Annotated in this window: 22 protein-coding genes; 16 read left to right on the top strand and 6 right to left on the bottom strand. The window is 53.6% G+C overall.

Features of this window, described 5'->3' with window-relative positions; genetic code table 11:
* The 6 genes from VMT71_06315 to VMT71_06290 form a co-directional block, all read right to left on the bottom strand.
* Positions 1-437 (bottom strand): hypothetical protein (locus tag VMT71_06315; protein ID HVN23565.1); only part of this gene is annotated, 437 nt, incomplete at its 3' end.
* A 99-nt stretch (positions 438-536) separates the two neighbouring features.
* Entirely contained in the window at positions 537-1,838 is a 1,302-nt protein-coding gene (locus VMT71_06310) for a TRAP transporter large permease (GenBank protein ID HVN23564.1), read from the bottom strand.
* Positions 1,831-2,319 (bottom strand): TRAP transporter small permease subunit, encoded by a 489-nt coding sequence (locus VMT71_06305; protein HVN23563.1) that lies wholly within the window; start codon positions 2,317-2,319, stop codon positions 1,831-1,833. The genes VMT71_06310 and VMT71_06305 overlap by 8 nt, the downstream gene beginning before the upstream one ends.
* 109 nt (positions 2,320-2,428) lie before the next feature.
* Positions 2,429-3,988: a hypothetical protein gene (locus VMT71_06300; protein HVN23562.1), complete on the bottom strand. Its 1,560-nt coding sequence runs from the start codon at positions 3,986-3,988 to the stop codon at positions 2,429-2,431.
* 193 nt (positions 3,989-4,181) lie between these two features.
* Entirely contained in the window at positions 4,182-4,649 is a 468-nt protein-coding gene (locus VMT71_06295) for a universal stress protein (GenBank protein ID HVN23561.1), read from the bottom strand.
* A 220-nt stretch (positions 4,650-4,869) separates the two neighbouring features.
* Positions 4,870-5,097 (bottom strand): hypothetical protein, encoded by a 228-nt coding sequence (locus VMT71_06290; GenBank protein HVN23560.1) that lies wholly within the window; start codon positions 5,095-5,097, stop codon positions 4,870-4,872.
* A 262-nt stretch (positions 5,098-5,359) separates the two neighbouring features.
* Between VMT71_06290 and VMT71_06285 the strand changes: the two genes are divergently transcribed.
* From VMT71_06285 to VMT71_06210, 16 genes are all read left to right on the top strand, one after another.
* Positions 5,360-5,806, top strand: coding sequence for a flavodoxin domain-containing protein (locus VMT71_06285; GenBank protein ID HVN23559.1), 447 nt, complete (start codon positions 5,360-5,362; stop codon positions 5,804-5,806).
* A gap of 60 nt (positions 5,807-5,866) precedes the next feature.
* Positions 5,867-6,268, top strand: a complete 402-nt coding sequence (locus VMT71_06280) for a pentapeptide repeat-containing protein (GenBank protein HVN23558.1) — start codon at positions 5,867-5,869, stop codon at positions 6,266-6,268.
* Positions 6,269-6,423: 155 nt separating this feature from the next.
* Positions 6,424-6,663, top strand: coding sequence for an SHOCT domain-containing protein (locus tag VMT71_06275; GenBank protein HVN23557.1), 240 nt, complete (start codon positions 6,424-6,426; stop codon positions 6,661-6,663).
* A 14-nt stretch (positions 6,664-6,677) separates the two neighbouring features.
* On the top strand, positions 6,678-7,094 hold the full coding sequence (gene yidD, locus VMT71_06270) for a membrane protein insertion efficiency factor YidD (GenBank protein ID HVN23556.1): 417 nt from the start codon (positions 6,678-6,680) through the stop codon (positions 7,092-7,094).
* Positions 7,091-7,990 carry a tetratricopeptide repeat protein gene (locus VMT71_06265; GenBank protein ID HVN23555.1) on the top strand — a complete coding sequence of 300 codons (900 nt, stop codon included), beginning with the start codon at positions 7,091-7,093 and terminating at the stop codon, positions 7,988-7,990. Before yidD ends, VMT71_06265 begins: the two co-directional genes overlap by 4 nt.
* A 166-nt stretch (positions 7,991-8,156) precedes the next feature.
* On the top strand, positions 8,157-11,627 hold the full coding sequence (locus VMT71_06260) for a PAS domain S-box protein (GenBank protein ID HVN23554.1): 3,471 nt from the start codon (positions 8,157-8,159) through the stop codon (positions 11,625-11,627).
* 119 nt (positions 11,628-11,746) lie between these two features.
* Positions 11,747-14,314 carry a sigma 54-interacting transcriptional regulator gene (locus VMT71_06255; GenBank protein ID HVN23553.1) on the top strand — a complete coding sequence of 856 codons (2,568 nt, stop codon included), beginning with the start codon at positions 11,747-11,749 and terminating at the stop codon, positions 14,312-14,314.
* Positions 14,315-14,521: 207 nt separating this feature from the next.
* Positions 14,522-14,902: an antibiotic biosynthesis monooxygenase gene (locus VMT71_06250; protein HVN23552.1), complete on the top strand. Its 381-nt coding sequence runs from the start codon at positions 14,522-14,524 to the stop codon at positions 14,900-14,902.
* 149 nt (positions 14,903-15,051) lie between these two features.
* On the top strand, positions 15,052-15,606 hold the full coding sequence (locus VMT71_06245; GenBank protein ID HVN23551.1) for a hypothetical protein: 555 nt from the start codon (positions 15,052-15,054) through the stop codon (positions 15,604-15,606).
* Between the two features lie 26 nt (positions 15,607-15,632).
* Positions 15,633-16,184: a hypothetical protein gene (locus VMT71_06240; protein ID HVN23550.1), complete on the top strand. Its 552-nt coding sequence runs from the start codon at positions 15,633-15,635 to the stop codon at positions 16,182-16,184.
* 26 nt (positions 16,185-16,210) lie between these two features.
* Positions 16,211-16,912 carry a hypothetical protein gene (locus VMT71_06235; protein HVN23549.1) on the top strand — a complete coding sequence of 234 codons (702 nt, stop codon included), beginning with the start codon at positions 16,211-16,213 and terminating at the stop codon, positions 16,910-16,912.
* A gap of 81 nt (positions 16,913-16,993) precedes the next feature.
* Positions 16,994-17,386 (top strand): cysteine rich repeat-containing protein, encoded by a 393-nt coding sequence (locus VMT71_06230; GenBank protein ID HVN23548.1) that lies wholly within the window; start codon positions 16,994-16,996, stop codon positions 17,384-17,386.
* A gap of 27 nt (positions 17,387-17,413) precedes the next feature.
* Complete coding sequence (locus tag VMT71_06225) at positions 17,414-17,938, top strand: hypothetical protein (protein HVN23547.1); 525 nt, start codon at positions 17,414-17,416, stop codon at positions 17,936-17,938.
* A gap of 61 nt (positions 17,939-17,999) precedes the next feature.
* Complete coding sequence (locus VMT71_06220) at positions 18,000-18,293, top strand: hypothetical protein (protein HVN23546.1); 294 nt, start codon at positions 18,000-18,002, stop codon at positions 18,291-18,293.
* Positions 18,294-18,422: 129 nt separating this feature from the next.
* Positions 18,423-18,719 (top strand): hypothetical protein, encoded by a 297-nt coding sequence (locus VMT71_06215; GenBank protein ID HVN23545.1) that lies wholly within the window; start codon positions 18,423-18,425, stop codon positions 18,717-18,719.
* A complete protein-coding gene (locus tag VMT71_06210) occupies positions 18,716-19,672 on the top strand; it encodes a DUF2092 domain-containing protein (protein ID HVN23544.1) in 957 nt (318 codons plus the stop codon). Before VMT71_06215 ends, VMT71_06210 begins: the two co-directional genes overlap by 4 nt.
* The last annotated feature ends 83 nt before the right edge of the window (positions 19,673-19,755 follow it).

The following is a 19,755-nucleotide window of genomic DNA, read 5'->3' as shown; positions in this document are numbered from 1 at the left end:
TGCAGCCACATCACATGCACAGCGTCGAACTCTTTTGGTTTGAACTTTTTCAGATACTCATTCGTCATCCCCGTTGCGGCAACGGCGCTCTTGTACCCGAGAGGCAAACCTACCACCTCTGTAAGAGGAAATCTGCCCTGCGTGTATGATATAGAAGCATAGCCGATGTCCGCAATGCCCTTATTGACCGCATCGTAGATCTGCGGCCCAGGCGCCAGGGTATTGGCGTGGAACATGGTGACCTTTACCCTGCCGTTCGTCCTCTTCTCGACCTCTTTGCACCAGTTTTCCAGGCTGATGGAAACCCAGTGGAGGGGCGTCACGAACGTTGCGAACTTCAGCGTGATCACCTTCTGCTGAGCGGCTGCCTGTGACGGAGCGAAGAGCATCATAATGAAAGCAACCATAGACAATGAGAGAAGCATACCTTTTTTCATCTGTTACCTCCTGTAGTATAGGTTGGTGATGTCAAACTCGTACTGCCCTCAACCAACTCGTTCACTCGTCTATGTCAATTGTCATTCCTTCTCCCCTCGTCACTTCATGGCTATCGATGGCAGATAGAGGACAAGCTGCGGAAAAAGAAACATCAATACCATGCAGAGAATGAGAGATATGAGAAAGGGATAGACCCCGGCATACACCACGCTCATAGGAGTCTTGGTGATATTCTTTACCACAAAGACGCAGATGGCAACAGGTGGTATAACGGAACCGATGCAGACCGTAACCGCGATCATGATAGCCGACCAGAGCGGGTCATACCCGAGCTTTATTGTTGCAGGAAAGAAGATGGGAGTGGAGAGGATCATGAAAGCGAGGTCATCGATGAAGGAGCCTCCTATCAGGTAGACAAGCAAAATAGAAAGCATGATGAGGGAGCGGGGCATGGGTAGGCTGACGATCCAGTCCGCCGCAACCTGCGGGATATTTGTGACAGCTATGAAATGGCCGAGCACGGTTGAGGCGGCCACAAGCATAAGAACCATGCATGCGCTGCGCAACGCTTCCTCGAGAGATTTGACGAAGCCCTTGAACCCGATGTCTTTCTTCACCAGACAGAGAACGATCACGGCAAAGGCGCCGATGCTCCCGGCCTCCGTGGGACTGAAGAAGCCGTAAATGAAACCGCCGATGATGACCAGGAAGATTACGATCGGCCAGACCACTTCGGAGCCGGCTGACATGCGTTCTTTCCATGTGAATCTGTCGCTCCTGGGACCGATTTGCGGATTGATCTTGCACCAGCCTACGATGACCACTGCGAAGAAGAAAGCTATGATGAGTCCCGGTATGATACCGGCCATGAAAAGTTTGCCGATGGACAGCTGTGTAATGATGCCTACAACGATGAGGGTGACACTCGGAGGCAGGAGCACACCCAGGGTCCCTACCGTTGCCACGATTCCCGCAGAGAGTTTTCTGCTGTACTTGTACCTGTCCATCTCAGGAATGGCCACGCTGGCAAAGGTGGCAACGGTCGCCACTACAGAGCCGCATATTGCTTTAAAAACGGTGGTGCCCACTACCGTGGCTATAGCCAGGCCTCCGGGTATATGGCCGACGAATCTGTGCCCTGCTTCGTAGAGTCGTCTCGCCACTCCGGCATTAAAGGCCACCTGGCCCATGAGAATGAAGAGCGGGACCACGGTGAAACCATACGAGGCGAGGGAATCAAAAAAATCATTGGCCAGAAGATTCATGGCAGAGGACGGTGAGACCACGATGCTGAAACCAGCCACCCCTACGAGTGCCATGGCAAAGGCGAGTTCTATCCCGGTGAGAAAAAACCCGAGGAGAAAGACAAGAGCGATGATGCCGACGGTTATCTCACTCATTGCCGCCCTCTTTGCCGGCTCCGGCATATATCTGTAGTAGCAGCACTATGGCTTCGACGATGCTGCAAAACGCGAGGGCATAGGCAACCGGGTACAAGGGAATGTGGAGGGTTAAGGTGACTTCCTGAGCGCTGTAAAGCTCGCCCGCTTTACGGAACATGTTGATGGCCAGCAGAAGAAAAAGCACGAACCCGAGGAACTTGGTGACGGCGAGAAAGGCCTTCCGCACTGCGGCAGAGCGCCCGGTCACGACAAAATCAACATATACGTGCGCATCGTCAAGGGACGTTTTCGGTATGGCGAAGCCAATGACAAGGGCGCCGGCGAGGGAGACCATCTCGTAGGTTCCCAGGATGGGTTTCCAGAAAATGCGCAAGATCACATCGGAGACGACAAGAAGCATCATGAATACGAGCACGATGCCGCCCGCGTAATTCATGAACCTGCTCAAGCTCGACGTCACCGACCTGAAGGGACTCATCAGGCTCCTTTGTGGTCATGCGCAGACTTGCAAAAGTATAGATGTTTAGTACGTCCCTGCAGAAGAGTCAAGAGAAAAACGTGGCGGTGAAAAAGGTAACGGGCACGACTTATCCGGATCGTTTGCTTTTATTAACGATAAGAACCGTGGCAATGGGTACTATCAGCCCGATCACCGTAGCGGTAATCATCAGGTGACCCAATTCTGCGTACTGGCCCCGCCCCACAACAAAGATCTGGTTGAGGTAGTTGGTGCCGAGGCTTGACGCAGATAAGGCAAGGTTGGTGAAGGCTGCCATAACCGCAAAATAGGTTGCCTTCTGTTCGTTGGGTGCTTCCCGGGCGATCCACGCGAGCATGGGGACCATAGCGACCTGGCCAAGCGGTGAATCCGCCATGGTGTCGATGATGGCGATGGTTCGCGCGCCAAAGCCGAATACCCGTTCAGTCCACTCGTTGAGGCCGTAGAACATGCCTATGAAGGGCAGGATCATCACGGTGCTGTAAACGGAAAGGAAGACCACGAGGTAGGGGATAGGCCGCCGGCTCATCCAGCCGCGAAGGGCGAACATGCCGATGATGGCCAGTATGGATGAAACCTGGCGCAGGGTACCGAAAAATGCTTCGTCGAACTTGAGCACATCGATCTGCCACCAGCTTGCGCCTGCGCCGAGACTCGGCATGGCCCTGAACATAAATACGATGATAGCAATACCTACGATATCACGCCGTCTGGAGGGATCAAGATCTTTGAGGAGCTGATGCATCAGGTAGATGATGATGGCGAGTGAGGCAAGAAAGATGACCTCTTTGTTGGCAGAGAACGTGGAGAGGCCGAGAAAGAGGCTCGCGGCGACGAAAACAGCGCTTCCTCCGAGAATGTGCCAGTTAGGTTGCAGCGAGGACTCCTCTGTACGGAGGAGCTTATTGATCTCTTCTCTGGAACGGCCCATCTGTTGATACGTGATGCGTAGTTTCCGGGTGTTCCATGACCCGAATATAGCCCCGAACACGGAGATTACCGGAATGATGAGGGACAGCTCATACATGGTTGCGTAGGACAGGGCTTCGGCGAGCCAGCCGCCTATCCCGGCGACTATAGCGCTTCCACCGACAATGGCAATGCGCCCGAGCGTCTGCATAGTGATATGCATACGTTTCAGCGCAGGCTCCGGAATGGGCTTACCGTCGCTATCGTAAGGCTGAACCGCCTCGACCGTCATCGCGTCAGCAACAACATCCTGCATAACAAAGCCGACAGGGGAGATAAGCGTGGAGATGATGTACCACGTGTCGAGATGCAGGATACCGGCCATCAGCTCCTTGTAGCCGGTGAGCCCTACCATGATCAGGAGGCTGGTAGCCATCATCACTGCGCCGATATAGACGAACACGGCCTTCCTGTGCCAGAAGAGATCGACGAGGTGGCCGAAAGGCATTTTCAACGTCCAGGGCAGGCCTGCCCAGAAACCAAGGCTCGCGAGGAAAGCTGCGGAGAGCCCCAACTCCTTCTTTACGAAGAAACTCTCGACGATGCCCGTAAATCCTGAAACACCGGCTGCGAGATAGATCATGAGCGGGGGCAGGTAGCTCCAGCGCATCTCGCGCACGATGCCGAGAAAGTCCTGGGTGAACCACCTCCATAAACGCCCGTATTTGGTTGCCGGCACTCTATAGCTCCCCTGCTGTTTGGTTAGGCTTGAACCTGGAGCGAGCCTCGCGTCTTCAAGTTATTGGCGATATAGAAGCGAAGGCTTCGTCCTGATAATCAGGTTCTGCTTTCGTAATGGCAATACGACGCGAAAATTACAGAATGGTAATTAATGTTTCAAATAATTCCGCCAATTCCGTGCGTGCGACCCCTCACGCCTCTGAGAATGGCTCGGCCTTGACCAACAGGATGGAACAAGGCATCTTCCTTGTGACCTCGTCGATGCCTCTGTAGTACAGAATATGCTCGATACGCCCTTCTTCGTGCCGGGCCATGATCATCAAATCTGCTTTTTCTTCCTGGATGGTGCGGATGATTACCTCGGCAGGATCACCGTCCTTCACCATTTCTTTGATCTTCATACCTGCTGCTTTCTCTTCCGCTATGATACGGTCGATGTCCTGCTTCACTTCCTTCACCATGTTTTTATATGTTTGTTCCAGATCTGCCAGATGGGGTATGTACAAGACCCCGCCCTTCAGTCCGAACACGTTGTGAAACACATGGACAACACTGAGCTCCGCACCGTATTTCTTCGCCAATGACACCCCCATGTGGACCGCCTTCTTGCACTCAGTCGTATCCCTGCTCACAACAAGAATCCGCTTGACATCATCCATTGCCGACCTCCTGGGATTGTACTATCATTATTGAGCTCGAGGGTCAAAGACGCACGAGTTGAGCTCATGCTTTTCTTGAGAGCCAATTTACATTGTTCTCGCACCAGGTGTCAATAAGGATAATGCTGATGGGTGCAGACGGGATCAAAACCCCGATCCTAAAGCAAAGGGCACTACCCCGAGCCCGGAGCCGTGCCCTCATGCCACGACCTGATATGACCTAGTTCTTCTTTTCAGGAGCCGGTTTCTTCTCTTCCGGCTTTTTCTCATCGCTCTTCTTCTCGGCTTTCGGCGATTCCGATTTTGCCTTCTCCGCCGCCGGCGCAGGTTTCTCGGGTGCAGCCGTTGCAGGCTTATCGGACTGTTTAGCCGGTGCCTGAGCCATGCTCACGCCCGCGAAAGCGACCATCGTGAACAGCGCAACTAACATTACCAGACTCTTCTTCATAAAACGTACCTCCCTCTACTGGGTATTTTGATTGTCGACCGGGCCCAGCCATTCAACCTGTGTCTAGTATACAGAGCCAAGCTGATGGGAAGATTACAGGAGTATTACTGTTTGGTAATGTCAGGAAGTCCGGGGAGTTTGACACCAGAAGGGACATTTTGTTATCATTGCAGCCGTTTCGCACCTGGAAGAAGACTCACCACGTAGTGGTCGTGAGACCGGTCCCGCCGGGGAGCGGATACCATAGAAGGCGAGGTGGCTTATGAAAAACGTGATGGTAGCTTATTACAGCAGAACCGGGATGACGCAGACCATGGCGGATGGTATTGCGGAAGGGGTGCGCATCAGCGGACACAATGCGGAGGTGAAGAAGATCTCTGACATAAAGGATGAAAAAGATCTGAACGGCTTTGACGCATATATTTTCGGGTGTCCTACGTACCATCGAGATATGACCCAGAATTTTAAAACGTTTCTTTTCATGGCCCAAAAGGCAGAGCTTAACGGAAAGGTAGGAGGGGCTTTCGGCTCCCACACCCACAGCGGAGATGCTGCCAAGGCAATATTCGAAACCATGGAGTTCGTCTTTAAGATGAACATGACCAATCTCGGCTCCTTCCTCCTCAAGGAGGAGGTGGTCGACACGACGCAAGGAAGGCGCGCGTGCCAGGATTACGGGAAAGCCATCGGTGAGATGCTGGGATCCTGAAGAGGAGAAGCTGACGCGCCCCGATACGCCACACCGAAATCAATTAGGGAGGGGAGGGCCATGAAGCGGACGACCATGATGATCGCTATCTGCATTGTTGCTCTAACATTTTTATTTGCCATGTCTGTTGCGTCACATGCTTTTAATGAGGCAAGCCTGGAGAATCTCAAGTCTGCAGGGCAGTGCCCCGGGTGTGATCTGAGCTACGCTCCGTTGTCTGAATCGAACCTGTCCGGCGCCAACCTCGCGGGTGCCAATCTTTCCGCTGCCAACCTCACGAATGCGAACCTTTCCAGTGCCAACCTCACGAATGCGAACCTATCCGGAGCCATCCTAGGGGGTGCAGACCTCTCCTATGCCACTATTGCGGGCGCCAATCTGTCGGGCGCCATCTGGCTGGACGGGGTCAAACGCTGCTTGTACGGGTCGATCGGTACCTGTGTTCTGCCTCAAGAGGATTAGCGTGTACGAGAGGAAATTCTTCTCCTCTGTTCGGAATCGCGCAATATGCTGTCGCTGCTGAAAAGGCACGTTCGGCGGGCATGCTTGTAGGGTTGCCTGGTGCCTGCTTTAATGCTATAGTGAACCAAGATTATTCACCAGAGGGGGATTGTTGCATGAGTTTTGCCAGGATGTCTGCACTGGGTTTGTTGCTTGTCTTTGCGGTGAGTATTTCTGCGTGCTGCGGTGGTGGCACGACAAAAGTCGAGCCAGCACCGGTGAACGTATCCGCGACGCCGACGCTGGGTCAACAGCTGGAGAGCCTCGAAGCGGCGTACAAGAAAGGCGCTATCTCCAAAGAAGAGTACGAGACAGCAAAAAAGAATCTCATAGACCAGGGTGCGCAAAACAAGTAGGGAGCATTAAGGCGATGCGCGGCCGCCTCGCTTGCATAGTGATCCTCGGAACGCTTTTCCTTTCCGGCTCGATCGTTCCTGTATGTGCATCAGGCTTCATGATGAAGGGACCGCCGGCGACTGAGTCGCGTGCTGAGGTCGGCGAGGATTTGGAGACTTCCAGCGTTCGCATTGCGCTGCTCGGTCTCATAGAGTTTTATCAATCCAGAATCTCATCTCAAGGCGGACCCGACAGGTGCGGTTTTCGTCCCAGCTGCTCTCATTACGGGTACGAAGCTATACAAGAGCAGGGGCCGGTGCTGGGGATCATAATGATTGGCGATCGCCAGACACGCTGCAACGTCTTCAAAAAGCCCGGGCCGGATTATCCGTTGCTTCCGAACGGAAAACTCTTTGATCCAGTCTCCAGCAATCTCCTTTTCGAAAAATGACTCGCCCGTCCAGATCATTCTCGAGCGCCGTTCTGTTTCTTTCCCTGGCAGTCTTTCTTACGCTGCCAGCGCATGCCGAAGAGAAGAGCATCGTCCTGACGGAAGATGTCGAGCTGAAGATTGCCGACACCTTCATGGCAGAGGGCGAATACTACAGGGCAATCACCGAATACAAGAAGTTCTTAATCCTCTTTCCTGATAGTGAAAGAGCCGACTACGCTCTCTTTAAAATTGGGAACGCGTATTACAAAGGCGAGGAATACGCATCCGCTGCGCGTACCCTTTCCTCCCTTCGGGAGAAATATCCTGGTAGCAGCAACGCAAACGAGGCATTCTTTCTGGAAGCTTTCAGTTACTGGAAGGCGAAGCAGCACAAGAAAGCGCGAGACACGTTCAAAGCGCTTGTAGATACACAACCTGAATCTGAGTATGCTCCCCGTGCATTGGCGGCGAGTTCACTCGTAGCCCTGGATGAAGATAATGCCCTTGCAAGCCGTCAGGACTTGGAACGGTTTATTGAGCTCTATCCTGAGCATCCTCTCCTGGATAAAGTACAAGAGGCGTTGGCGCTGATCGATCAGTATCGGGATCTTCCGCAAAAGTCACCGGTCCTTGCGGGAGTCATGTCAGCCATCATCCCCGGATCGGGATACATGTATGCAGGTCATTACGGGGATGGTGCCACAGCGTTCTTGATCAACGGGCTCTTTATAGCGGGCACCGTGATAGGCATCAACGAGGAGAATTACCCTGTGGCTGCGATAGTAGGGGGCATAGGAATTCCCTTCTATCTCGGAAACATTTACGGTTCAGCGAACGCTGCAAAGAAGTGGAACCGTGCGGCCAAAGAAGAAGTGCGCGCTAAGATACACGTGGCGCTCAGCCCGCTTCTTTGAATACCCTTAGTTAAGGCTCACCAACATAATCTATCACTGGGGCTCGCGTCGCCTCCACCCACTTCGTGGGTACCCGGTCGCCGTGCTCGTTAGATAGACCCCCTGGGCATCTATCTTCGTAGTTGACACAAGGAAGCTGGATGAAAGAGAATAGCACTGAGAGCGTATGCTGCTCCGTTTTCTGATAGTGATACTGGTACTTCTCGCCCTGCCGGTTCATGCTCATGCGCAGTCTCGCCCGGACCGCGGCGACGGGAGCGCAAATGCGCCGGCGTCTGTAGCAAGCGGTGCTCAGGCCGCACGTGATCTCGCCTCAAAAAAGGTTCTGGTTTTGCACTCGTTTGCGTATGCACAACCCGCGTACAAGATCATAGACGCGGCACTTGTGGAAGCGTTTGTTGCTGCAGGGCTCGATTTCAACAATCTCTATTTCGAGTTTATGGATCTGGCTCGTAACCCCGGCAAGGAATATCGAAAGCGCCTCCTTGAGCGGTTTCGAGCAGAATTCAAGACCCGCAATATTGACCTGATTTTCGCCTTGCACACTGAAGCTATCGATTTCCTGCTCGACGATGCCAAGGATATTCTGTCGAATGTCCCGGTCATTTCGATCCTGGGTTCCCCCTCGGGCCAGCACTTCGATTCAAAGCGCCGTGTAATTGTATTACCCTTCTCGACCGATGTGTTCTCGACCGTGTCACAGATGCTGAATCTCCAGCCTGACACGAAAAATATTTTTGTTGTCGCGGGCAGCAGCGGCCTGGATAGACGATTTGAAGGACGGGTGCTCGCCGAGTTGCGATCATTCAAAGATAGGCTGAATATAGAGTCCATAAGTGATTTGCCGTTAGACGTCATGCTGAAAAGGGTCAGTGCAGTTCCGCCTAAATCGGCAATCCTCTATACAACGATCTATGCTGACAGTACTGGGAAAACGTTTATGCCTACTGATGTTGCGCGAATGATCAGCCGAACAGCCAACTGCCCTGTCTTCGGCCTGTTTGAGACATTGCTCGGCGACAATGGTGTCGTCGGAGGGGTTATCCTCAACCACAAGGTGGAAGGCGAGCGCGCTGTGAGTATAGCGATGGAGATCTTGCGAGGAAAGCTTCCTGCCCAATCTGTAACCGTCTTGCCGGCGCCTCTTGTTCCAATGTTTGATTGGCAGCAACTCAAGCGCTGGAACCTGGATGAGTCTGCTTTGCCCCCAGGGTCCATCCTGCTCAATAGACCGGTATCGATCTGGGAGAGATATGCGGCCGCCATTATCGGCATGGTCGCTTTCTGTTTTGCGGAGTCCGTTCTCATAATCATCCTGATTGTGCAAGGGCGCAGGAAAAGGATGGTTGAAGCATCCCTCAGGCAGGCCGAGGAAAAATATCGGAGTATTTTTAACAGCGCCCTGGAAGGTATATTTGAAACCTCACCACAGGGTCAGTCCTTGACTGTCAACCCGGCAATGGCGAAAATGCTGGGCTACGAATCGCCGGACGAAGTTACCTCAACAATCCAAGACACAGCGCACCAGGTATGGGTAGACCCGAAGAAACGCGTAGAATGGGCGCGGCTCTTGGAAGAGCAGGGCGTTGTCCTGGGGTACGAGTGCCAGTTTAAGCGTAAAGATGGAACGGAGTTGTGGGTGTCGGTCAGCACAAGGCGTGTGCCAGGACCGGATGGAAAAACTATTCTCTATTCGGGCTTCGCAGAGGATATCACAGAGCGCAGGAAAGCAGAAGAAGCGGTTAAAAAATCAGAAGCGAAATATCGACGGTTGCATGAAAGCATGATGGATGGCTTCGTACTCGTCGAGATGAACGGAATGATCAAAGAATACAACGAATCCTACCGCGTGATGACAGGGTACACCGATGAAGAATTACTCAAGCTCAATTACCGTGATCTCACGCCGGACAGGTGGCACGATTTCGAAGAAGAGATTGTCGAGGGGCAGGTTCTCGTCCGCGGGTATTCCGATGTGTATGAGAAAGAGTATCGCAAGAAGGATGGCATGCCATTCCCGGTTGAACTGAGGACATTTCTTCTGAGAGACGAAAAGGGTAACGGCAGCGGGATGTGGGCTATAGTACGTGACATCACCGAACGAAAAATTGCTGAGGCGGCCCTGCGCGAAAGCGAGGAGCGTTTCCGGCAGGTGGCCGAGAACGTAGGCGACTTCATATGGGAGGTTGATGTCGACGGAGTCTATCGTTACACGAGCCCGTCCGTCAGCAAGATCCTCGGCTACGCACCTGACGAACTCGTCGGGAGGATGCACTTCTATGACCTGTTCACCCCGGAAGTGCGTGAAGAGCTTAAGACGGCCGCATTTACCGGGTTTGCTGCAAAGCAGCCCTTCCGTGCCTTCTCGAATCAGAACCTGCACAAAAATGGACACGTAGTGCACCTGCAGACGAGCGGTTCTCCTGTGCTGGACGAGGCGGGCAATCTCGTCGGATATCGCGGGGTCGACTCGGATAACACTGAGCATCAGAAGCTCGAAGCGCGGCTGCGCCAGGCGGAGAAGATGGAGGCCCTCGGCACGCTCACCGGCGGCATCGCCCACGACTTTAACAACATACTTGCGGCCATGATAGGTTTTACCGAGCTGGTAAAAGAGAACCTTCCCAAGGCAAGCAGGGATGAACGCCACCTGCAGATGGTTATGGATGCCGGCCTGCGTGGCCGTGAACTCATCAAACAGATGCTCACCTTTTCCCGTAAGACAGAACAGGAGAAAAAGCCATTCCAACTGAGCACTCTCGTCAAGGAGACCGCGAGATTCCTGCGTGCCTCTATCCCCGCGACGATCAGCGTCAGGGTCAACGTCGAGGGCGAATCAGGCCCCGTACTCGCCGACCCGGTACAGATACAGCAGGTCCTTATGAACCTCTGCACCAACGGCGCGTACGCTATGCGGGAGAGGGGCGGCGTCCTCGACCTCAACTTGAGCGATTTCAGCGTCGTGTTATCCGGGACTGGATCTGACGACATGAAGCCCGGGGAGTACGTCAAGCTCGTGGTGCGCGACACGGGCACCGGTATACAACCCGAGGTGATTACCAGAATATTCGACCCTTTCTTTACGACCAAGAAGCCTGACGAGGGAACAGGGCTTGGCCTCTCCGTAGCGCAGGGCATCATACGACAACACGACGGGTACATCACCGTGGAGAGCCAACCCGGGAAAGGTTCTACCTTTAGTGTCTACCTGCCAAAAGGTGCGGAACAATCCGGATGGGTAGCTGCCGGTGAAGAGGCAGTTCCGACCGGACACGAACGGGTACTCTTCGTTGACGACGAGAGAGCGCTGACCGAGACCGGACAGTTGTTTCTCGAAGGGCTCGGTTATACAGTGACTGCCAAGAACAGCAGTGTAGAAGCACTGAAACTCTTCACGGACGACCCCGGTCGGTTCGATCTTATTGTGACCGACCAGACTATGCCGGATATGACCGGGCTTGAACTGGCACGAGCCTGCATAGCGCTTCGCCCCGATATCCCCGTTGTCCTTGCCACAGGGTTCAGTCACGCTGTCAGCGCAACAGAGGCTAAAGAGGCCGGCATCCGGGCTTTTGTTATGAAACCTTTAACCAAGGGGGAGTTGGGGCGAACCGTGCGCAACGCGCTGGACGGATGAGAGAACCAGTAACAAACTCGTAACCCGTAACTCGCAACTCGTAACTTTAACGGTAGCCTCCTGTTTGACAATCATATAGTTTCATCAGAAAATATGCTTTCGATACAGGCAGGAACTGCATGGCTAATCGAGCGAAAATACTCATTGTTGATGATGATCCGCATTTCCTCGCACTCACGTCCGCGGTCCTGGCTTCCGGCGGCTACGAGGTTTTCGAAGCTTCCACGGGGAAGGATGCCCTGGAAGCACTCGCCAGGGCGCTCCCGGACATGGTTGTGCTCGACGTGGTCCTTCCTGATATGAGCGGTTTCGAGGTCTGCAAACAGATTAAAGCTGATCCGGTTCTGCGCAGTACCTTCGTGGTTCTCCACTCCGGGGTCAGTACCTCGAGTGACGCGCAGGCAACCGGGCTCGATATGGGCGCGGATGGGTACATCGTCAAGGGGACTCCGAAGAATGAGATTCTTGCACGGGTTAAGTCTCTAGTGCGCATCAAACAGGCGGAAGACGCCCTCAAGCGGGCACATGATGAGCTGGACCAGCGGGTGAAAGAGAGAACAGCAGAATTGAGAGCGGCGAATCAGAGGCTTCTTTCTTCCGAAAAAGCGCTGCTGGAGCGCCTACGATTTGAGCACTTTCTTTCCGAGCTTTCCATAGGATTAGTAAGTACCTCCGGCGATCAGATCGACCGCGGGATAGAATCTGGTTTGCAGCAAATAGTCGATTTTTTCAACGTGAACAACTGCATCCTGATAAAAGGCTCTGCTGACGGCGCAGTGATCACCCATGCTGCATCTGCCGATACTGCTTCCGTCTTACCCGTGCGAACAGATATTGCTCCCTTCTTCCCCTGGTCGTCCAGGCAGTTGCGCTCTGGCGAGATTGTGAGGATCGTCACCCTCGATCAGTTGCCGGAGGAGGCTTCTGTGGACAGGGAGACATTTGAGAGAATCGGCATTCGCTCGATTCTTATCATTCCCGTGTCGCTGGAGGGATCGGTGTCGTACACGCTTTCTATTTCCTCGCGCTCGCAGGAGCGTGTGTGGGCTGACGAATACATCCCGCGATTGCAGCTGATGGGAGAGATTCTCGTAAACGCCATTGAGCGCAGGCGGTCTGCAGCTCAATTGGAGGAACGTCTTCGCTTTGAACAACTGCTGTCCGGGCTCTCGGCCAGATTCGTGAATGTCGCTCCCGATAATGTGGATGCAGAGGTTGAACGTGGATTAAGTAGCATTGTTGAATTCTTCAAGGTCGAACGCTGCGGGCTGATTCAAATACTAATGGATGACGCGTCGTGGCAGATCACCCATGTAGCCGTTGTGCAAGGTGTGCCCGGTGTTCCTCTCAGGACGAGACTTCCGGTAACGATTTATCCATGGACATACGATAAGCTGATTAGAAATGGCGAGACGCTGGTTTTTTCGAAGCTCGAAGATCTACCGCCGGAGGCGAGCACAGACAGACAAACCTGGACGGAATGGGGTATTCGTTCTAGCCTTGTCATTCCTATTACGATCGGTGAGTCACTCGCTCATATCATCGCTATCGATTCCGTTTTAAGCGAGCATGTTTGGCCGGAGGAATACATTCCGCGACTGCGGCTACTGGGCGAGATCTTCGTCAATGCATTGGATCGCAAAGAAATGCAGCAACGACTTCAAGATGGCTATCAAGAGATTGAAGGGCTCAAGCGGCGACTCGAAAAAGAAAATGTCTTCCTTCGCAAAGAAGTGAAGGTTCTGTCAACGTCAAATGAAATCGTGGGCGAGAGCAAAGCAATCAAACAGGCCCTGGCGGAGGCGGAAAGGGTCGCCCCCACCGACTCCTCGGTCCTCATTCTGGGTGAGACTGGTGCAGGTAAAGAACTTGTCGCGCGCCACATACATAACTTGAGCAGGCGTAAGGAACGGCCCCTTGTGGCAGTAAACTGTGGGTCCCTGCCCCCTTCACTAATCGAGAATGAAATCTTCGGCCGTGAAAAAGGCGCCTATACAGGTGCACTGACACGCATGACGGGCCGGTTCGAGGCGGCCGACGGTTCCACGCTCTTCCTGGATGAAATTGCTGAATTGCCATACGAAGTGCAGAGCAAGCTGCTAAGAGTTCTTGAAGAGGGAAAGTTCGAGCGGCTCGGCTCGACGAAAACTATCCACGCTGATGTCCGTCTTATTGCCGCGACAAACCGCGATCTTTCGGCGGAGGTGGCAGCCGGTAGATTCAGGAGCGATCTCTATTATCGCCTGAACGTTTTTCCGATACGCATCGCGCCGCTGCGGCAGCGCCTGGAGGATATTCCGGCCCTGGTCTGGGCCTTCGTGAGAGAGTTAGAAAAGAAACTTGGAAAGCGAATCGACACCATTTCCAAGAGAAGCATAGAGTCTCTTCAGCAGTATTCATGGCCCGGTAATGTCAGGGAACTGAAGAACGCGGTTGAACATGCTATGATCGTATGTGAGGGCAAGACCCTTACGCTGGCGGCACCTACCATGGGGCCGCAAGCCAAAGAGAGAGACACACTTCCCACCACGCTCCAGGACGTGGAGCGTATGCACATTACTAGTGTGCTCGAGAGGACAGGGTGGCGGCTGGCTGGTAAGGACGGCGCTGCCGAGGTCCTCGGCATGAAAAGAACTACCCTCCAGGCAAAGATGAGAGCGCTCGGTATCACCCGCCCGTCTTCCTGATGCCATGCCCTAATATGGGCACGATGCCCAAATGCGGGCAGACTGTTGACTTTCCTCCTCTGCCTGGGCAGCATCCATTTATTGTAAATCGTACATCATAATAGTATGTTACAACGCATTAGGCATACCGCTTCTTAAATGGCATGAATTTCGCTTAAGTGTAGTCGTAGTCGAGTCTCAGACCCCACATTAACCAAAATTATTACAATGCGTAGAAGACCAGGTTGGTACCGGGTCGACGGGGGAATGGTGGTTCAAGCGACAGTAAGAATGGTGATCGCCACTGATAAGATTGATGAAGCTCTGCACATACTCCATTCTATTGCAGAACGCACACGGGTGGAGGTCGGATGTTTTGACTGCTGCGTGCATCGGGACACCCAGGACGAACGTGTGATCATATTCGAGCAGGCATGGAAGACGGAAGATGCAATGCTTCGTCACCTGGGCTCGGAAGAATACCGCAATGTGCTCCTTGTCATGGAGATGTGCTCCGAACAACCCGAGATAAGGTTTGACACTATAGCGGGTTCAACTGGCGTTGAGACAATAGAAGCAGCACGACGCGACAAAAAGGATGGGGAATAGTCCCTGCCACTTCTGGAATTTGCATCAACGGGCAAAAGAACCGGATGGCGGTAGCTTGTCCTAAATCCGTTGCCGGTGGCCGGTTGACAGTTAACAGGTGACTCGTGGATGGGCGAAAGAGATCGGGGGGTGAGAATCGAATGAATACTATGAATACATTGAGAGGGATGAGCAGGGCAGGGTTAGTCCTCATCGCTTTCGTGTTGGCGTCGTGCGCGAGCGTGGGAACAAATTCGGACTTCGGAGTCTATCGTGACGGCGTATTCAAGGGCGTACAGTACCTCCAGAACGGGCAGAACCAGCTTGCAGTTGGGGAGTTCCTGCGCGCCAACGGCGGCGATCCGACGCAGCCGATGCCGATGGCTCTGGCAGGGCAGGCGACCTACAACATGGGCGACTATGCCACGGCAAGCCAGTACCTGTCGCAGTCGCTGACGATCCAGAGCGACAGTAATGCGTACCTGATTGTAAAGGCGTACCAGTCGCTCGTTGCTTTAAAGCAAGGAAGGACGCAGGAGGGTATTAAGGCGCTAGGGGATTATCTGCGTGCGTACAGAGTTTCGTACCCGGAGTACACCTTTTCCGATGTTGAGCGGATGTATACGTTGGCGGTTGAAACAGGCGACATCAATGTTGCCCAGTTGGAGCCGGTAATCACGGACCAGATCACGCAGTACGAGAGCGAGCTGTTTGAGTTTTTTTAAGGTCAGCGACTGACAGGAGAAATTGCATGAAAATACGTGACGACATTGCAAGCATACTCTTAATCGCATTTATGCTGATCTCTTGCGCGAGCGTCGTACCCGATGGTGCAGATCACAGCGCGTACAGAGAGAGTATGCAGTCTGGAGCGCGGCACCTGTTGAGTAGAGAGTATCGGCCTGCCCTGGATGACTTTCTCCAGGCGAACAGCAGTGACCCGACCAGGGCCATGCCTCTGGCATTAGCAGGACAGGCTTGCTACCACTTAGGTGACCTGCCAAATGCGAGTCGTTATCTCTCGCAAGCCACGGCTGTGAAGAACGATACGTACGCCTACCTCGTCATAAAAGGCTACCAGGCACTCATTGCATTCAGGCTCGACCGGCACAAGGAGGGCATTGCCGCTCTCGGGGATTATGTAAAGGCCTACAGGGTTTCTTACCCGGACGAGACTTACAGGGATGTTGAGCGCTTGCACAAATTGGCTGTAGCGACGGGCGACGTCCCCGTTAAGGAACTGGAGCCCGTGATCACGCATCAGATCGCGCGCTACGAGATACAGCTCTTCAAGAGCTTCTGAAATTTCCTACTCGTAAAGGAGGACGTATGAAAAGAACGGCAGTTTCAATGATGGCAGCGGGATTGATCGTACTGGCGATGCTCGCGCCGGCAACGGCACAGGCTCAGCCGCAGTCAGCGCAGGGCGCGGAGCTACTGGCTCTGATTGGTGTAAAGATGGCGGAAACCGCGCAAGCCCTCAAGGGGTATACCTGGCAGCAGCGCACGGCAGTGCAGATAAACGGCGAGACCAAAAACGTGACGTTGACCCAGATAGCGTTCACGCCGGAAGGTGAGAGGTTGGTCACTACACTCAGCTCCGAACCACCCGAACAGTTGAGCGGAGGTCCTTTGAGACGCCATATCGAGGAAGACAAAGCAAAGGAGCTAAAGGGCGAGATAGACCAGGTGGTTGCGCTTGCGAATAGCTACCTGAATCTCAATCAACAAAACCTGCAGCAGCTGGGCCGGATAGCGCAAGCATGGTTGAGCCCTGATGGGAGCACCGTTAGAGTAGTTGCATCAGGTTTCCAGCAGCCGGGTGACCAGGTGACGATCATCTGTGATGGCGCGACGAAAAGGCAGCTGCAGACCCAGGTCACCACAACTGTCTTCAATGGCCCGATGACTGTCAACGCGCAATACCAGGTATGGTCAACCGGTCTGAATTACAACGCCCAAACAACAATAAGCGTCCCTGGCAAGAATATGCAGATCACGATCAACAGCATGAATTATATGAAGCAGTGAAAACGAGTGACCAGTGGAGGAAAGTGACCAGTGATGGTGCTGACCGCTGGTTATCGGCAACATGAAAGGAGGAGGGTGAATATGAAAGTTACCACGATGGTACTGGCTGCGCTGTTTGTTGTCGTATTCGGAGCTGGTTGGTTAACTGTAACAGGTGCGTTGGCCCAAGGAAAGGGAGCGTGTGGGGGTGATATCGAGAAATTCTGCCAGGGTGTGCAGCAGGGCGAGGGCCGTATAGCGCAATGTCTCGCGCAACACAAAGAAGAAGTTTCTCCCGCGTGCAAGGCACGCATGGAGGAAGCAGCGAAGCAGCTCAAGGGAGTGCAGAAGACCTGCGAGGACGACATCATGGCTTTTTGTGAAGGCGTCAAACCGGGAGGAGGCCGCATCGCACAGTGTCTGAAGGCGAACGCGTCCAAACTCTCACCTCAGTGCAAGGCGTCTGTGGCGCAGGCGAAGAGGGGGATGAGATAAATCGAGTCGTCTGAAAAGGAGCGCGCAATGAGCAAACGATTTCTCGCATGTGTGGTGTCAGCAACATTTCTCCTGGTGCTCGGATGCCAGGCAACGCCTTTGTCTCATTTCACGGATAACATGTTCGAAGGCGATCAGCAGTTGAAGGCTGGGCAGTACTCGACTGCACTTGCATCTTTCCTCAAGGCAAATACCTTCCATCCAAGTTCCGGCGCGTATGCCTTCGCGGCGATGGCTGCCTACAAGATGAACGATATACCTCTCGCGGACAATTACCTTGTCCAGGCGACAGAAGGGTTGACCCCTAACGCCGTGGTTGCCTGCATCATTTACGGCTACCGCTCGCTGGTCCGCTTCAGCCAGGGGAATGTGCCGGCCGGTCGGGATGAGCTCACAAACTACATTGCTGCCTACCGGAACGTCGTACCCGGCTCACCGACACTTCGAGAGGTGGAGTTCATGGCAATGGCCCCGCAGGTAGATACCTTTGCACTGCAGAAGCTGATTGACCAGCAGATACAGCAGCTCCCGATAGACTATGACAAAATGTAAAACCGTTGAGTAGAAAGTAGTTTGAACGATTCAACTAAAACAACGAAGGAGGACAGCCAAAATGAGAAAGTATTATGCAACAGTAATCGCAGCAATGGTGTTCGGTCTTGTGTTTACAGGTATTGCCGCTGCCCAGCAGTACCCGATGGTGGACTTGGTCGCCAATAATGTCATCCAGAAATATCAAATGTCGAGCTGCGAGCAATTGTGGGAAGCAAAGGACAAACCGAAATCAGCGCAGGAGCAGGAAATGATAACTCTACTGCGTGGCGACCCAATGATACGCAAGTACTTTATTGACAAAATAGCGGGCCCGGTCGCCAATAAGATGTTCGAGTGCGGCATGTTCCCCTAACAGCCCGGGACGGAAACATTGAGCTGGTCATTCGTTTAGAGGCGCCACGATGTGGTCATTGACGATATGTGAAAAGCCGGTCACAGTATGCATAAGGATCTGCACCAGCCAATAAAGGAGGATAAAACGATGATGAGAGATGCCGGGTTAGTAGTGATTGTCACAATGGTGTTCGGCGTTGTCTTTGCGGGTGTCGCCGCGGCTCAACAATATCCGATGGTGGATATGGTCGCCAACAACGTCATTGAGAAATACCAAATGATGAACTGCGAACAACTATGGGAGCAGAAGGGCAAACCTAAATCGCCGAAGGAGCAGGAGGCCATACAGATGTTGCGCGGAGATCCTCAGATAAGGCAGTACTTTATCAACAAGATAGCAGGTCCTGTCGCCAATAAGATGTTCGAGTGCGGGATGATTCCATGATAACAGGAGCCGCAACAGATACCGATCCGCGTCAGGCGGATGGCCAGGTAGCGAAGTGCAGAACTGGGACACGGCTAATCCTGCTCTGTCTCTCATGCATGCTCGTGCTCATCCTTACCGCCAACGGCTATGCCCAGCAGCCCAAGAAAATAGCCAAGAAGCCTTCAAGGAAGGCCCAGACTAAAGTGGCGCCGCCAGCGGTTCCGATAGTGCTCGAGCCCAAGGCCATGGAGATTATCAAAGGAGCATGCGACCGCCTTGCAGGTGCGAAGAGCATGCGCTTCACAGCAGTGGTGACCTACGAGCACCCGAGCCGCCTCGGCCCGCCACTCGCTTACACGACCAAGTCTGACGTGACCATGCAGCGGCCGGATAAACTGAGGGTAATCACGCCTGGCGACGGCCCGGCGTCAGACTTCTACTACGACGGCAAGCAAATGGTGGCTTACGCACCTGCCGAAAAACTCGTCGCTGTCGCAGATGCACCGCCCACAATCGACGCTGCGCTGAAGAAGGCTTTCGAGACGGCAGCCATTTATTATCCGTTTGCTGACGTGGTCGTCGCCGATCCGTACAAGGATATCTCCGAAGGACTGAAGCTCGCCTTTTACATCGGTCAATCGAATATTGTTGGCGGAGTCACCACGGACATGATCGCCTATGTGAATGACAACGTGTTTGTGCAGGCGTGGGTGGGGTCTGAAGATAAGCTCCCCCGGAGGCTGCGCGCCATGTACCGGGACGATCCATCGAGACTCCGCCATCAGCTGGACCTTTCCGACTGGCAACTCGACGTCCCGGTCTCTGCTGAAGATTTCACCCTTGGGGCCGTGGGAAGCGTGATGCAGATCCCTTTCGCGCGCCCGGATACCCCGCCCAAGGGCCTGCAGCCGCCGCCCAAGCCCAAGGCCAAATCGAAATCAAAGCCAAAGGCCAAACCGCCTGCACCTTAAGGAGGTATCAGTGTCATGAAAAAGATTTTTATTTTGTGGATGAGTGCGATGACTCTTGCGTTCTCGTCCGGCGGAGCTTTCGC

The organism is Syntrophorhabdales bacterium (genome assembly GCA_035541455.1).
GTDB lineage: Bacteria > Desulfobacterota > Syntrophorhabdia > Syntrophorhabdales > WCHB1-27 > JADGQN01.
This window is presented reverse-complemented; position numbering and strand designations above follow the sequence as displayed.